Origin of the sequence: Paraburkholderia sp. CNPSo 3076 (assembly GCF_026343935.1) — a bacterium.
Lineage (GTDB): Bacteria > Pseudomonadota > Gammaproteobacteria > Burkholderiales > Burkholderiaceae > Paraburkholderia > Paraburkholderia nodosa.
In genome coordinates this window covers 14,632-27,843 of sequence record NZ_JAPMAL010000024.1, presented here as the reverse complement: position 1 = coordinate 27,843, position 13,212 = coordinate 14,632, and the positions used below count along the sequence as shown (strand labels likewise).

Genomic DNA, 13,212 nt, shown 5'->3' with positions numbered 1-13,212 from the left:
ATGCGAGAAGTCCCCGTGAATTTCAATCCGTGGCTCAAGCCCTGGCTCGCGCCGCAACCGAACAACGTCGCTGGCAAGGGCGTGATCGAGCAGCCGGGCGAGGCGCAAAACATGGTGTGGCAAACGCGTAAGGCGGAGCCCACGCAATACGAAAACGACTTCGGCGACGCGCTCGAACAGGTGTTCGAAGCGGGCGCCGCCGAACTCGAGGAAGTCGTGGCGGGCCTGAACCGCATCGGCTTTCGCACGCCCGAAGGCGCCGCCTGGAACGCCGAGCGTCTCGCCGCCGAGTTCCGTCTGCTCGCCGAATGAGCCGGCGCTGCCCACACTGAATACGGAGACCCCACATGACGTCCCCCAAGATTGAAGCCGCAGGCGGCGCCGATCCCATCCGCGCCTATCTCGATCGCGGCATCAAGAACTACTGGTATCCCGTTGCCCCGAGCTGGCAAGTGGGCAACGCGCCCATCGGCATCACGCGCCTCGGCGAACAGATCGTGTTGTGGCGCGATCAGGATGGCCAGGTCCATGCGCTCGAAGACCGTTGCCCGCACCGCGGCGCACGCCTGTCCCTCGGCTGGAACCTCGGCAACCGCGTGGCGTGCTGGTATCACGGCATCGAAGTCGATGGCGGCGGCACGGTGGAGAACGTGCCGGCCGTTTCTGCGTGCCCGCTCGAAGGGCAGAAGTGCGTGAAGTCGTATCCGGCGCAGGAGCATGCCGGCGCGGTGTTTCTGTGGTTCGGCGACGAAGCGCACCAGGAAGCCGCCCCGCTGCAATTGCCGGAGGAACTCGTTGGTGAGGAGTACGCAAGCTTTCTGTGCATGTCGAACTGGAAGTGCAATTACCAGTACGCCATCGACAACGTGATGGACCCGATGCACGGCGCGTATCTGCACGCCACTTCCCATTCGATGGCCGATGGCGACAAGCAGGCCGACATGCGCGTGCGCAAGACCGAATCCGGCCTCATGTTCGAAAAGATCGGCCAGCGCGACGTCAACTTCGACTGGGTCGAACTGGGCGAAACCGGCTGCCTGTGGATGCGCCTCGCGATTCCGTACAAGAAGAAGTTCGGCCCGGGCGGCAACTTCGGCATCATCGGCTTCGCCGTGCCGGTGGACGAGAACAACTGCCAGGTCTACTTCTGGCGCACGCGCAAGGTACAGGGCTGGCAGCGCGACGCATGGCGCTTCATGTATCGCAATCGTCTGGAAGGTCTGCATTGGGCCGTGCTGGAGCAAGATCGCTACGTGCTGGAAAGCATGGCGCCGAACGCGCGCGATCACGAATTTCTCTATCAGCACGACGTCGGCATGACGCGTGTGCGCCGCATGCTGCGCCAGCGCGCCCAGCAGCACTTTGCCGAACTCGGCGCGCTGCGCGCCCAGCCGGACGCCAACGCACAACCCGCCGGGCATGGCCATGCATGACGCTACGTTCGCGGCGCAGGTCGCGCTCGCTGGGCGGCGCGTGGTCGTCACGGGCGGCGCGCGCGGTCTGGGCGCGGCGTTCGTGAGGGCGCTCGCAGCGGCCGGCGCACGCGTGACCTTCGGCGACGTGCTGGCCGAGGCGGGCGAAGCGCTCGCCCAGCAACTCGCCGCAGCCGGGCACGACGTCGCCTTCGCGCCGCTCGATCTCGCGCAACCGGCAAGCATCGCCGCCTTCGTCGATGCCGCCGCGCAGCGCATGGGCGGCGTGGACGCGCTCATCAACAACGCGGCGATCACGAACTCGGGCGGCAAACTCGCGCACGAAGTGAGCGTACAGACGTGGGACGCGGTGATGGACGTGAACGTGCGCGGCACCTGGCTCATGTGCGCGGCAGCACAGCGCTGGCTGCGCGAGTCGGGCCGCGGCGCGATCGTCAACATCGCTTCCGATACGGCACTGTGGGGCGCGCCCAAACTGCTCGCCTACGTGGCGAGCAAGGGCGCCGTGATCGCGATGACGCATTCGCTCGCGCGTGAGTTCGGCGCGGACGGCATCACCGTCAACGCCATTGCGCCCGGCCTGACCGAAGTGGAGGCGACGGCCTACGTGCCGGCCGAGCGCCATGCGTATTACCTGGAAGGGCGGGCGCTGCGGCGCGCGCAGGTGCCCGAGGACGTGACCGGCCCGGTGTTGTTCCTCTTGTCCGACGCCGCGCGTTTCGTGACCGGACAATTGCTGCCGGTCAACGGCGGCTTCGTGATGAACTGATTTCGTAGAACTGACGATACGTTCGAAAGAACCCAAGGAGAAAACATGGCTGATGCCGATATCGAGCGCAAGTCGTGGGACTGCCCCGCCGACGCGAGCTTTGAAGACTGGATGAACACGCGCGTGGCGCGTTTCGAAACGCGCCGCTACGACTGGGACGCGCTGAAGTTCCAGGCCGACTACGACCCGAAGTACCGCCGCGCGCAGATGCGCTATGTGGGCACGGGCGGCACGGGCGTCGCGAAGGACGTCAACACCGTGCCCGCTGGCGGCTTTACGTTCTCGACCATGGTGATTCCGGCCGGCAACATCGGCCCGAGCCATATCCATATCGATGTCGAAGAAATCTTCTTCGTGCTGCGCGGCAAGATGAAGGTCGTCTGCGAGAAGGACGGCGAGACGTGGGAAGCCGTGCTGGGCGAACGCGACCTGATTTCGGTGCCGCCGGGCGTGTACCGCACGGAAATCAACGTGGGCGAAGAGGACGCGCTGATGTGCGTGATGCTCGGCTCGTCGAAGCCCATCACGCCGACGTATCCGCCCGACTCGCCGCTCGCGAAGATCAAGCGCGAGATGAAGTAAGCGACATAGCCGCAACCCGATCCGAAGCCATGAACGACACGATCCACACCGCATCATCAGCCGCCACGCTCGAAACGCGGCTCGCGCGCTTCGCACTGCATAGTGCGCGGGCGGGCGAGGCCAGCGTGAGTTATCGCGAGGCCGTGGGCGAGGGCGCGGGTGAGGACGATAAGGAGGCGCTGCCGCTCGTGCTCCTGCATGGCATCGGCTCCGGCGCGGCGTCGTGGGTGCAGCAGTTCGAAGCGCTCGGCGGCGCGCGCCGCGTGCTCGCCTGGGACGCGCCCGGTTACGGCGCTTCCACGCCGGTCGCGAGCGCGTCGCCGGTCGCGGCGGACTATGCGCGTGTGCTGGCGGACTGGCTCGACGCGCTGCGCATCGCGCGTTGTGCATTGGTGGGCCATTCGCTCGGCGCGATCATGGCCGGTGCGTTTGCCGCCGCGCATCCCGAACGCGTGGCCGGTTTGCTGCTGATCTCGCCGGCCGGTGGCTACGGCGCCGCCGATCCCACCGTGCGCGCGCAAAAGCGCGACGCGCGCCTCGCCATGCTGGCCGAACTCGGTCCGCAAGGTCTCGCGCAACAGCGCAGCGCGAACATGCTTTCGCCGCAGGCCAGCGACGCCGCACGCGCCTGGGTGCGCTGGAACATGGGGCGCATCGTGCCGCACGGTTACGCCCAGGCCACGCATCTGCTCGCGAACGCCGACCTCGCCGCCGACCTCGCGCGTTGCGTGGGCAAGGTGCCGATGGCCGTCGCGGTGGGCGCACAAGACACGATTACGCCGCCCGAGGCCTGCGAGCGGCTCGCACAGATCGCCCATGCGCCATTTCATACCGTGCCGCACGCGGGCCACGCGGGCTACATCGAACAACCGCAGGCTTATAGCACGCTGATCGAATCCACGCTGACTCGTACATTCAGTACTACGGAGCTCAAGGCATGACACCCGACGTCGACGAAGACCGCAACGACGCCAGCTACCGCGTACCGGGTCTGGAGCGCGGCCTGCGCATCCTGACTGAATTCTCGCCGCGCGAGCCGGTGCTCGACGCGCCCGAACTCTCGCGCCGCCTGGGCATTCCGCGCACCACGGTGTTTCGTCTCCTGCAAACGCTCGAATCGCTGGGCTTTCTCGAGCGCGCCGACCGCGACCGCAACTATCGCCTCGGCGTAGCCGTGCTGCGTCTGGGCTTCGAATACCTCAGCTCGCTCGAACTCACCGACCTCGGCCTGCCGTTGATCGAGGCGCTGCGCGACGCAACGGGACTGACCTCGCATATCGTGATTCGCGACGGCCGCGACATCGTGTTCGTCGCCAAGGCACAGAGCCACGCGCCCATTTTCAGCTCGGTGAAGGTGAACGTCGGCACGCGCCTGCCGGCGCACGCCACGACCCACGGCCAGGTGCTGATGGGCGATCTCACCCTCGGCGAACTGCGCGCGCTTTATCCGGAGCCGCGCCTGGAACGCTTCACGCCCTCCACGCCGGAGACAGTCGAGGCGCTCTTCGAGCGCATTCGCGAAGACGCCGAGCGCGGCTATGCCGTGAGCGAATCGTCGTTCGAGCGCGGCATTTCCGTGGTGTCGGCGCCCGTGCGCAACGACACGGGCCGCATCGCCGCCGTGGTGACGACGACCATTCCGCGCCCCGGTATCGACGTGCAACTGCTCGACGGCGGGTTGATCGAGAAGGTGCGCCACGCGGCCAACGAACTCTCGAAGCGCCTGAACTATCGGCCTCAGAACAGGCTTCAGGCGTCCGCCGGCAAGGGTGCGCCCTACATGAAAGCATTGGGGATCAAATGATTCAACTCGATTTGACCGGTCAGGTCGCGGTCGTGACGGGCGGTTCGTCCGGCATCGGCCTTGCCACCGCCGAACTCTTTTTGCGCGCGGGCGCAGCGGTTGCGATCTGCGGCCGCGACAGCGACCGCCTCGCGCGCGCCGAACGCGTCCTGCGCGAGCGTTATCCGCAAGGGCAACTGCTCGAGTCGCGCTGTGATGTGCTCGACGCGGGCGAAGTCGCCGCCTTCGCGGCAGAAGTCGAGCAACGCTTCGGCCGCGCCGACATGCTCGTGAACAACGCGGGACAAGGCCGCGTCTCCACCTTCGCCGATACGTCGGACGAAGCGTGGCGCGAGGAACTCGACCTCAAGTATTTCAGCATCATCCGCCCGACCCGCGCGTTTTTGCCCTTGCTGCGCCATGCCGCGAAAGCAGGCAACGCCGCGATCGTCTGCGTGAATTCGCTGCTCGCACTGCAGCCCGAGCCGCATATGGTCGCGACCTCGTCCGCGCGCGCCGGTGTGCTCAGCCTCATCAAGTCGCTCGCCGTCGAACTCGCGCCCGAGCAGATCCGCGTGAACTCGATCCTGATCGGCATCGTGGAGTCGGGGCAGTGGCGCCGGCGCTACGAGAACGACCAGGAGGCGCAGTCCGCGGGCCAGAGCTGGGAAGACTGGACGCAAGCGCTCGCGCGCAAGAAGCACATTCCGCTTGGCCGCTTCGGCCGCCCCGAAGAAGCCGCCCAGGCGCTGTTTTATCTGGCCACGTCCCTGTCGTCCTATACGACGGGCAGTCATATCGATGTATCTGGAGGCGTTGCACGTCATGTCTAACAAAACCACCGTCGGCGAACTGATCGCCGCCTTCCTCGAACAATGTGGAGTCCGAACCGCTTTCGGCGTGATCTCGATCCACAACATGCCGATTCTCGACGCCATCGGGACGCGCGGCAACATCCGCTACGTCGGCGCGCGCGGCGAAGCGGGCGCGGTCAACATGGCGGACGGCCTTGCGCGCGTCTCGGGCGGCCTCGGCGTGGCGTTCACCAGCACGGGCACGGCGGCGGGCAACGCGGCGGGCGCAATGGTCGAGGCGCTCACGGCAGGCACGGCGCTGCTCCATATCACCGGTCAGATCGAAACCGAATACCTCGATCAAGACCTCGCCTACATTCACGAGGCGCCCAATCAACTGAGCATGCTGTCGTCGATTTCGAAGGCCGCATTTCGCGTGCGTTCGGTCGAGACCGCGCTGCCCACGATCCGCGAAGCAGTGCGCGTGGCGCAGACGGCGCCGAGCGGCCCGGTGAGCGTGGAGATTCCCATCGACATTCAGGCGGCGCTCACCGACTGGCCCGCCGATCTCACCGCGCCGCATCTCACGACACTCACGCACGATGAAGCGCGCGTGGAGCAACTCGCGAGCGAACTCGCGAAGGCGAAGCGCCCGCTGCTGTGGCTGGGCGGCGGCACGCGTCATGCGCGCGCCGCGGTGGACCGCCTCGTCGCGCTCGGCTTTGGCGTGGTGACGAGCGTGCAGGGCCGCGGCGTGCTGCCCGAAGATCATCCGGCCACGCTCGGCGCGTTCAATGTGAGCCCCTCGGTCGAGCGCCTGTACAAGACCTGCGACGCGATGCTGGTGGTGGGCTCGCGCCTGCGCGGCAACGAAACGCTCAAGTACAAGCTCGCGCTGCCGCAGCCGCTCTATCGCATCGACGCGGACGCGCTCGCCGACAATCGCGGCTACCGTAACGCGCTGTTCGTGCATGGCGACGCCGCGCGTGTGCTCGACGCGCTCGCCACGCGCCTGGAAAGCCGCATCAAGGTCGATCCGCAATTCGCTGCTGATATTGCCGAGGCGCGCGAAATCGCCGTGGCGGAAACGGCCAAGGGTCTCGGTCCTTACCGCCGTCTCGTGGAAGCGCTGCAGCGCGCCGTGGGCCGCGATTACAACTGGGTGCGCGACGTCACGATCTCGAACAGCACGTGGGGCAACCGCCTCTTGAAGATCTTCACGCCGCGCGCGGGCGTGCATGCGCTCGGCGGCGGCATCGGTCAGGGCATGCAGATGGCGATCGGCGCGGCGCTCGCGAACGCCGCCGCGAAGACCGTGTGCCTCGTGGGCGACGGCGGCCTGATGGTGAACGTCGGCGAACTCGCAACGGCCGTGCAGGAAAAGGCCAACGTGATGATCGTGCTGATGAACGACCAGTGCTACGGCGTGATCCGCAACATCCAGGACGCGCAATACGGCGGCCGCCGCATGTATGTCGATCTGCACCAGCCGGAGTTCTCGCAGTTCTGCGCGAGCCTTGGCCTCAAGCACTACCGTCTCTCGTCGCTCGACGACGCCGACACTGTGATTCGCGAAGGCATCGCGTTCGAAGGCCCCGTGCTGCTCGAAGTGGACATGAAGGCCGTGGGCAGCTTCGAGACGGCGTTCGCGGGCCCGCCGGTGCGCAAGGAGGAGCCCCAACATGCATAACGGCCACGCCGTGCCGCACGCACCCATCGACATCGCGATGATCGGCTTCGGTGCGATCGGGCAGACCGTGTATCGCGCGGTCGCCGCCGATCCGCTCGTGCACGTCTCGCACGTGATCGTGCCCGAACACCACGCCGCTGCCGTGCGCGAGCTGGTGGACGGCGCGGTGGAGGTGGTGTCGTCGGTGCACGCGCTTTCCACGCGGCCGCACTTCGCGCTCGAATGCGCCGGTCATGCGGCGCTCGTCGATCATGTCGTGCCGCTCTTGCAAAGCGGCACGGATTGCGCGGTAGCCTCGATCGGCGCGCTTTCCGATCTCGAACTGCTCGAACGCCTCTCGCACGCCGCCGACGAAGGCGACGCTACGCTCACGCTGCTTTCGGGCGCGATCGGCGGTATCGACGCGCTTTCCGCGGCGAAGCTGGGCGGCCTCGACGAAGTGCTGTACACGGGTCGCAAGCCGCCGCTCGGCTGGCTCGATACGCCCGCGGAAAAGGTCTGCGACCTGCGTGCGCTTACGCAGGAGCAGGTGATTTTCGAAGGCAGCGCGCGCGAAGCGGCGCGGCTCTTTCCGAAGAACGCGAACGTGGCGGCGACCATCGCGCTTGCAGGCCTCGGTCTGGACCAGACGACGGTGCGCCTGATCGCCGATCCGGCTGTGGAGCGCAACGTGCACCGTATCGTGGCGCGCGGCGCGTTCGGCGAGATGTCGCTTGAAATGTGCGGCAAGCCGCTGCCCGACAACCCGAAGACCTCCGCGCTCACCGCGTATAGCGCGATTCGCGCACTGCGCAACCGGGCCGCGCGCTGCGTGATTTGAAGCGAACAAATGTGAGACCCCCAACGATGACTTCATTCGATACGAGCCTCATCCCGAACGGCGATATTCTGATCGGCGGCGAGTGGCGCCAGGGCCGCGCAGCGCCTTTTTCGAGCCTTTATCCGGCAGACCAGTCGGTGAACATGGTGGTCTCGACGGCGAGCGCCGAAGACGCAAGCGTTGCGGTCGAGAACGCGCACGCGGCATGGAAGCAGGGCGAATGGGCCGGCATGAAGCCGCATCTGCGCGCCCTCGTGCTCTATCGCATCGCCGAGCTCATCATGCAGCGCCACGAAGCGCTCGCGCAGCTGCAGCGCCGCGACAACGGCAAGCCGATCGGCGAAACGCGCGTGCTGGTGGCGAGCGCGGCGAACACGTTCCGCTATTTCGCGGCGTGCCTCGAAACGCTCGACGACGACCTCACGCCCTCGCGCGGCGACTATCTGACGATGAGCGTGCACGAGCCGATTGGCGTCGTGGCGGCGATCACGCCGTGGAATTCGCCGATCGCCTCCGACGCGCAAAAGCTCGCGCCGGCGCTCGCGGCCGGCAACGCGGTAGTGCTCAAGCCTGCCGAAGTCACGCCGCTCGTTTCGCTCGCACTCGCACGCATCTGCGAGGAAGCGGGCGTACCCCAGGGCATGTTGAGCGTGCTGCCCGGCAAGGGTTCGGTGATCGGCGACGTGCTGGTGCGCCATCCGCTCGTGAAGAAGGTGTCGTTTACGGGCGGCACCGAAGTGGGGCGCGGCATCGCGCGCATTGCGGCGGAAAAGCTCACGCCGGTGTCGCTGGAGCTGGGCGGCAAGTCGCCGACCATCGTGTTCGAAGACGCCGATCTCGATCACGCCGTGAATGGCGTGCTGTACGGCATCTTCAGTTCGTCGGGTGAGGCGTGTATCGCCGGTTCGCGCCTCTTCGTGCAGCGCCCGATTTACGACGCGTTCGTGAAGCGCCTCGTGGAAGGCGCGCGCAAGCTGCGGGTGGGCGACCCGTCGCGCGAGAACACGCAGATGGGCCCGCTCATTACGGCGAAGCACCGCGAGTCGGTGGAACGCTATGTGGCGCTCGGTCTGGAGGAAGGCGGCCGGCTGCTGTGCGGCGGCGAGCGCCCGGTAGGCGACGGGCGCGAGCACGGCTTTTTCTATCAGCCGACCATTCTGGAAGGACTCCGGAACAACGCGCGCATCTGCCAGGAAGAGATTTTCGGGCCGGTGCTCGTGGCGATGCCTTTTGACGACGAGGCGGCGTTGATCGAACAAGCGAACGACAGCGTGTTCGGCCTCGCCGCCGGCATCTGGACGCGCGACTACAAGCGCGCGTGGCGCGTCGCGCGCAAGCTCGAAGCCGGCACGGTGTGGATCAACACCTACAAGCTGTTCTCGATCTCTACGCCGTTCTCGGGCTGGAAGGAGAGCGGCATGGGCCGCGAGAAAGGGCGGCTCGGTATTCGTGAATACATGCAGCAAAAGAGCCTCTACTGGGGCTTGAACGACGCGCCACTGCCCTGGGCCAACGCCTGAGGGCGCGTGACCCGCTACGCATGGGACCGCACTGAGCGTGAAAGCGCCAGTTGCGGTCGACAGGAGACAGGCAACATGACGATACTCGGCATCGAACAGATTACATACGGCGTGGCGGACCTCGAAACCTGCCGCCGCTTTTTCGCGGATTGGGGCTTGAAGGAAACCGCGCATGACGAAACGCGCGCGCGCTTCGAAACGCTCAACGGCTGCACTGTGCTCGTGGTCGACGCGAACGATGCGACGCTGCCCGCAGCGTTCGAAGCGGGCCCGACGCTGCGCGAAGTAACGTGGGGCGTGGCCAGCCGCACGGAACTCGACGCGCTGCGCGAACGCCTGAAGGACCAGCCCGGTTACTACAGCGAAGCCGAAGCGGTGGGCTGCTTCGACCCGGCCGGGATGGCGATCCGCGTGGAAGTCACGCGCCGGCGCGAGATCGACGTGAAGGGCTCGCCTTCGAACGTCTGGGGGCAGACGCTGCGTGTGGACCAGCGCTCGCCGGTTTATGAGCGCGCGGAGCCGGTGGAAGTGGGCCACGTGGTGTTCTTCACGAACTGCCTCGCGCAACAGGAAAAGTTCTATCACGAACGGCTCGGCTTCGAGACCTCGGACCGCTATCCGAACCGCGGCGCCTTCATGCGCTGCGCGCCGCACGGCGGCCACCACGACCTGTTCCTGCTCGCGCTGCCTGACGGCAAGAAGGGTTTGAACCACGTGGCGTTCACGGTGCGCGATATCCATGAGGTGTTCGGCGGCGGCCTGCATATCAGCCGCTGCGGCTGGACCACGCAGCTCGGTCCGGGCCGGCATCCGGTTTCGTCCGCCTACTTCTGGTACTTCAAAAACCCGGCGGGCGGCCTGATCGAGTATTACGCCGACGAAGACGTGCTCACGCCCGCATGGCAGCCGCGCGATTTCGAGCCGGGCCCCACCGTGTTCGCGGAGTGGGCCGTGGACGGCGGCCTCGACGGCAATACGCGCCGCCAGAAGCACGCCGAAGCGCCGCAAGGCAAGTTCATGACGGAGCGCAAGCCATGAGCGCGTCACCTGAAAACGCCTCAACGGAGGCACCGCGTACCGTCGTCGTGATCGGCGGCGGCCAGGCCGCGGGCTGGGTCGTGAAGACGCTGCGCAAGGAGGGCTACCAAGGCCGCCTCGTAATGATCGCCGACGAAGTGCATCTGCCGTACGAGCGTCCGCCGCTTTCCAAAGCCGTGCTCGCGGGCGAAGCCGATATCGAAACGGTGCGCATCGCGAAGCCCGATGAATTCGCCGCGCTCAACGTCGAAACGTGGCAACCCGACTGCGCGACGTCCATCGACCGCGCAACGCGCGTGGTGACCACACGATCGGGGCGCGAAGTGAAGTACGACCGGCTCGTGATCGCCACGGGCGGCGCGGCGCGCAAGCTGCCCGCGAGCGTGGCGAACAGCGCACACGTGACTTACCTGCGCACGCTGGACGAAGCGCTGGCGCTCGGCGAGCGTTTGCGCAACAGCCAGCGTGTGCTGGTGGTCGGCGGCGGCTGGATCGGCCTCGAAGTCGCCGCGACGGCGCGCAAGCTCGGCGTGCAGGCAACCGTGGTGGAGGGCGCGCCGCGCCTGTGCGCCCGCTCGTTGACGGAGGAGGTGTCGCGTTTCCTGCTCGATCTGCACCGCGCGAACGGCGTGGATGTGCGCCTGAATGCGATGTTGCTCACGCTCGAAGACCGGGCCGAAGGCGGCGTGCGCGCAACCTTCGCCGACGGCAGCACGCTCGATGCCGATTTCGCGGTTGCCGGCATCGGCCTTGCGCCGCACACGGCGCTCGCCGTTGCGGCAGGGCTTTCGGTGGACGACGGCATCGTGGTGGACGAATTCGGAGAAACATCGGATTCCTGCATATTCGCCTGCGGCGACGTGGCGAACCATCCGAACGCGTGGCTCAAGCGCCGCGTGCGGCTCGAATCGTGGGCCAACGCGCAGAATCAGGCCATTGCGGCGGCAAAAGCCGTGCTCGGCGTGAAGACGCCGTATGCGGAAATTCCGTGGTTCTGGTCCGATCAGTACGACGTGAACCTGCAGATCCTCGGCGACCTTCCCGCTGGCGTCGCGCCGGTGCTGCGCGGCAGCCTCGAAGAGAAGCGCGCTTCGCTCTTCTTCGTGGAAGACGGCCATCTGCGCGGGGTCATCGCCATCAACGCCGCACGCGAACTCAAGCTCGCGCGTAAATGGATGAGCCAGGGGCGCGCGGTGGATCTCGCCGCCCTCGTCGACAGCAGCAAGGCGCTCGCTTAACCCCTCATATACGAGACAACACGGGACGGGATCACAGGCATGAGAACCCTCGATAACTCCATCGGCCATCGCGGCGGCGCCGCCATGTACGAGCCGCTCAGCGACGCGACCGGTGGGCCCCACACGCGCGGGTCGATCATCGCGCGGCTCGAACGGCTGCCGACCAACGCCATGCTGGTGCGCGCGCGTATCCTCATCGGCCTCGCCACGTTCTTCGACGGCTTCGACGTGATCGCGATCGCCGCGACATTGCCGATCCTGATCCAGAAGTGGCATCTCACGCCGTGGGAAATTGGCTTTCTGATCGCGTCGGGCTCGGTCGGGCAGTTGTTCGGCGCGTTTCTGTTCCCGTGGCTTGCGGAACGCCACGGCCGCGTGCGCGCGATTGCCTGGAGTTCGGGCATCATCGGCGTGACGAGCATTGCGTGCGGTTTCGCGCCGAGCTTCGCCGTGTTCGCGGCACTGCGCGTGGTGCAAGGTCTGGGCCTCGGCGGCGAGTTGCCCGTGGCCGCGACGTATATCAACGAGGTCAGCCGCGCACATGGCCGTGGACGCTTCGTTCTCCTCTACGAGATCGTCTTCCCGGTCGGCCTGCTCGCTTCGAATGCGCTGGGCGCGTGGCTCGTGCCGCGCTTCGGCTGGCAGATCATGTACTTCATCGGCGCAATGCCGCTCGTGCTGTTCTTCGTGCTGCGCAAGCTCGTGCCCGAGTCGCCGCGCTGGCTCGCGGAACGCGAACGCGTGCAGGAAGCGGATCGCGCCGTGAGCGCGTTCGAGCGCACCGCGAAGGGTCCGCTCGCGCCGGTCACGAACGCCGCCGAATTCGACGCGCTCGTCGCGCGCCACCCCAAGCGCAGCGTAAAGGACCTGTTCGGACCCGCGTATCGCAAGCGCACGATCGCGGTGGCCATGCTCTGGATCACCTGCGGTTTCATCCAGTACGGGCTGTCCACCTGGCTGCCCACGATCTATCGCAACGTCTATCACGCGCCGCTGCAGCTCGCGCTCAATCTCGCGGTCGCGGCCTCGGTGCTCGGCGTGCTCGGTTCGCTCGCTTGCGCGCTGCTGGTCGACAAGGTGGGTCGCAAGCCCGTGATCAACGTCTCCTTCGTGCTGTGCGCGATTTCACTCGTGCTGGCCGGCGTGTGCCATGCGATGTCGGTCTACGTGGTCGCGACGTTCTGCGCGCTGGCGCTGGGCCTGCTCGCCAGCGGCTTCATCACCGCTTATGTCTACACGCCTGAGTTGTATCCCACGAGCATCCGTGCGCTGGGCTGTGGTGTGGGCGGCGCGTGGCTGAAGGTGGCCGCCATCTTCGCGCCGACGATCGTTTCGAAGACGATGATCGGCGGCAATCTCGACGTGGCGTTCTATATTCTCGCCGCGGTGCCGTTCCTCGCGGCCGTGACGGTGCACTTGCTCGGCATTGAGACGAAGGGGAAGGTGCTTGAGCAACTGGAGGCTTGAGCGGCATACCGCGCTCGGGTTCGCTCACCAGCAACGGCACGCCAGCAATGGCGTGCCGTTTTTTCTTACGCGCCCGGA

13 protein-coding genes are annotated in these 13,212 nt (G+C 66.6%); all 13 read left to right on the top strand.

Translation table 11 applies throughout. The features are described 5' to 3' along the window. The 13 genes from M3A49_RS26350 (at nucleotide 1) to M3A49_RS26290 (ending at nucleotide 13,134) form a co-directional block, all read left to right on the top strand. On the top strand, nucleotides 1–312 hold the full coding sequence (locus tag M3A49_RS26350) for a recombinase-like helix-turn-helix domain-containing protein (RefSeq protein ID WP_133187556.1): 312 nt from the start codon (nucleotides 1–3) through the stop codon (nucleotides 310–312). Between the two features lie 35 nt (nucleotides 313–347). After that, on the top strand, nucleotides 348–1,433 hold the full coding sequence (locus M3A49_RS26345; protein ID WP_266231659.1) for an aromatic ring-hydroxylating oxygenase subunit alpha: 1,086 nt from the start codon (nucleotides 348–350) through the stop codon (nucleotides 1,431–1,433). Then, a complete protein-coding gene (locus M3A49_RS26340; RefSeq protein ID WP_266231658.1) occupies nucleotides 1,426–2,202 on the top strand; it encodes an SDR family oxidoreductase in 777 nt (258 codons plus the stop codon). Before M3A49_RS26345 ends, M3A49_RS26340 begins: the two co-directional genes overlap by 8 nt. A gap of 45 nt (nucleotides 2,203–2,247) precedes the next feature. Further along, entirely contained in the window at nucleotides 2,248–2,784 is a 537-nt protein-coding gene (locus M3A49_RS26335) for a cupin domain-containing protein (protein WP_028207180.1), read from the top strand. A gap of 29 nt (nucleotides 2,785–2,813) precedes the next feature. After that, nucleotides 2,814–3,725, top strand: a complete 912-nt coding sequence (locus M3A49_RS26330; RefSeq protein ID WP_266231657.1) for an alpha/beta fold hydrolase — start codon at nucleotides 2,814–2,816, stop codon at nucleotides 3,723–3,725. Next, nucleotides 3,722–4,588 (top strand): IclR family transcriptional regulator, encoded by an 867-nt coding sequence (locus M3A49_RS26325; protein ID WP_266231656.1) that lies wholly within the window; start codon nucleotides 3,722–3,724, stop codon nucleotides 4,586–4,588. Before M3A49_RS26330 ends, M3A49_RS26325 begins: the two co-directional genes overlap by 4 nt. Then, complete coding sequence (locus M3A49_RS26320) at nucleotides 4,585–5,400, top strand: SDR family oxidoreductase (protein WP_266231655.1); 816 nt, start codon at nucleotides 4,585–4,587, stop codon at nucleotides 5,398–5,400. Before M3A49_RS26325 ends, M3A49_RS26320 begins: the two co-directional genes overlap by 4 nt. Continuing rightward, nucleotides 5,393–7,051 (top strand): thiamine pyrophosphate-binding protein, encoded by a 1,659-nt coding sequence (locus M3A49_RS26315; RefSeq protein WP_266231654.1) that lies wholly within the window; start codon nucleotides 5,393–5,395, stop codon nucleotides 7,049–7,051. The genes M3A49_RS26320 and M3A49_RS26315 overlap by 8 nt, the downstream gene beginning before the upstream one ends. Continuing rightward, the gene (locus M3A49_RS26310; protein ID WP_266231653.1) at nucleotides 7,044–7,871 is read left to right on the top strand and encodes an aspartate dehydrogenase; all 828 of its coding nucleotides are present in this window, start codon (nucleotides 7,044–7,046) and stop codon (nucleotides 7,869–7,871) included. The genes M3A49_RS26315 and M3A49_RS26310 overlap by 8 nt, the downstream gene beginning before the upstream one ends. 26 nt (nucleotides 7,872–7,897) lie before the next feature. Continuing rightward, the gene (locus tag M3A49_RS26305) at nucleotides 7,898–9,391 is read left to right on the top strand and encodes an aldehyde dehydrogenase (protein WP_266231652.1); all 1,494 of its coding nucleotides are present in this window, start codon (nucleotides 7,898–7,900) and stop codon (nucleotides 9,389–9,391) included. 75 nt (nucleotides 9,392–9,466) lie between these two features. Continuing rightward, a complete protein-coding gene (locus M3A49_RS26300) occupies nucleotides 9,467–10,429 on the top strand; it encodes a VOC family protein (protein WP_266231651.1) in 963 nt (320 codons plus the stop codon). Further along, a complete protein-coding gene (locus tag M3A49_RS26295; RefSeq protein ID WP_266231650.1) occupies nucleotides 10,426–11,667 on the top strand; it encodes an NAD(P)/FAD-dependent oxidoreductase in 1,242 nt (413 codons plus the stop codon). Before M3A49_RS26300 ends, M3A49_RS26295 begins: the two co-directional genes overlap by 4 nt. Nucleotides 11,668–11,706: 39 nt before the next feature. After that, the gene (locus M3A49_RS26290; protein ID WP_416339012.1) at nucleotides 11,707–13,134 is read left to right on the top strand and encodes an MFS transporter; all 1,428 of its coding nucleotides are present in this window, start codon (nucleotides 11,707–11,709) and stop codon (nucleotides 13,132–13,134) included. The last annotated feature ends 78 nt before the right edge of the window (nucleotides 13,135–13,212 follow it).

Excerpts from the sequence above, each read along its gene's own strand:
- M3A49_RS26350 (WP_133187556.1), top strand. The coding sequence starts at position 1 with ATGCGAGAAGTCCCCGTGAATTTCAATCCGTGGCTCAAGCCCTGGCTC.
- M3A49_RS26345 (WP_266231659.1), top strand. The coding sequence starts at position 348 with ATGACGTCCCCCAAGATTGAAGCCGCAGGCGGCGCCGATCCCATCCGC.
- M3A49_RS26340 (WP_266231658.1), top strand. The coding sequence starts at position 1,426 with ATGCATGACGCTACGTTCGCGGCGCAGGTCGCGCTCGCTGGGCGGCGC.
- M3A49_RS26335 (WP_028207180.1), top strand. The coding sequence starts at position 2,248 with ATGGCTGATGCCGATATCGAGCGCAAGTCGTGGGACTGCCCCGCCGAC.
- M3A49_RS26330 (WP_266231657.1), top strand. The coding sequence starts at position 2,814 with ATGAACGACACGATCCACACCGCATCATCAGCCGCCACGCTCGAAACG.
- M3A49_RS26325 (WP_266231656.1), top strand. The coding sequence starts at position 3,722 with ATGACACCCGACGTCGACGAAGACCGCAACGACGCCAGCTACCGCGTA.
- M3A49_RS26320 (WP_266231655.1), top strand. The coding sequence starts at position 4,585 with ATGATTCAACTCGATTTGACCGGTCAGGTCGCGGTCGTGACGGGCGGT.
- M3A49_RS26315 (WP_266231654.1), top strand. The coding sequence starts at position 5,393 with ATGTCTAACAAAACCACCGTCGGCGAACTGATCGCCGCCTTCCTCGAA.
- M3A49_RS26310 (WP_266231653.1), top strand. The coding sequence starts at position 7,044 with ATGCATAACGGCCACGCCGTGCCGCACGCACCCATCGACATCGCGATG.
- M3A49_RS26305 (WP_266231652.1), top strand. The coding sequence starts at position 7,898 with ATGACTTCATTCGATACGAGCCTCATCCCGAACGGCGATATTCTGATC.
- M3A49_RS26300 (WP_266231651.1), top strand. The coding sequence starts at position 9,467 with ATGACGATACTCGGCATCGAACAGATTACATACGGCGTGGCGGACCTC.
- M3A49_RS26295 (WP_266231650.1), top strand. The coding sequence starts at position 10,426 with ATGAGCGCGTCACCTGAAAACGCCTCAACGGAGGCACCGCGTACCGTC.
- M3A49_RS26290 (WP_416339012.1), top strand. The coding sequence starts at position 11,707 with ATGAGAACCCTCGATAACTCCATCGGCCATCGCGGCGGCGCCGCCATG.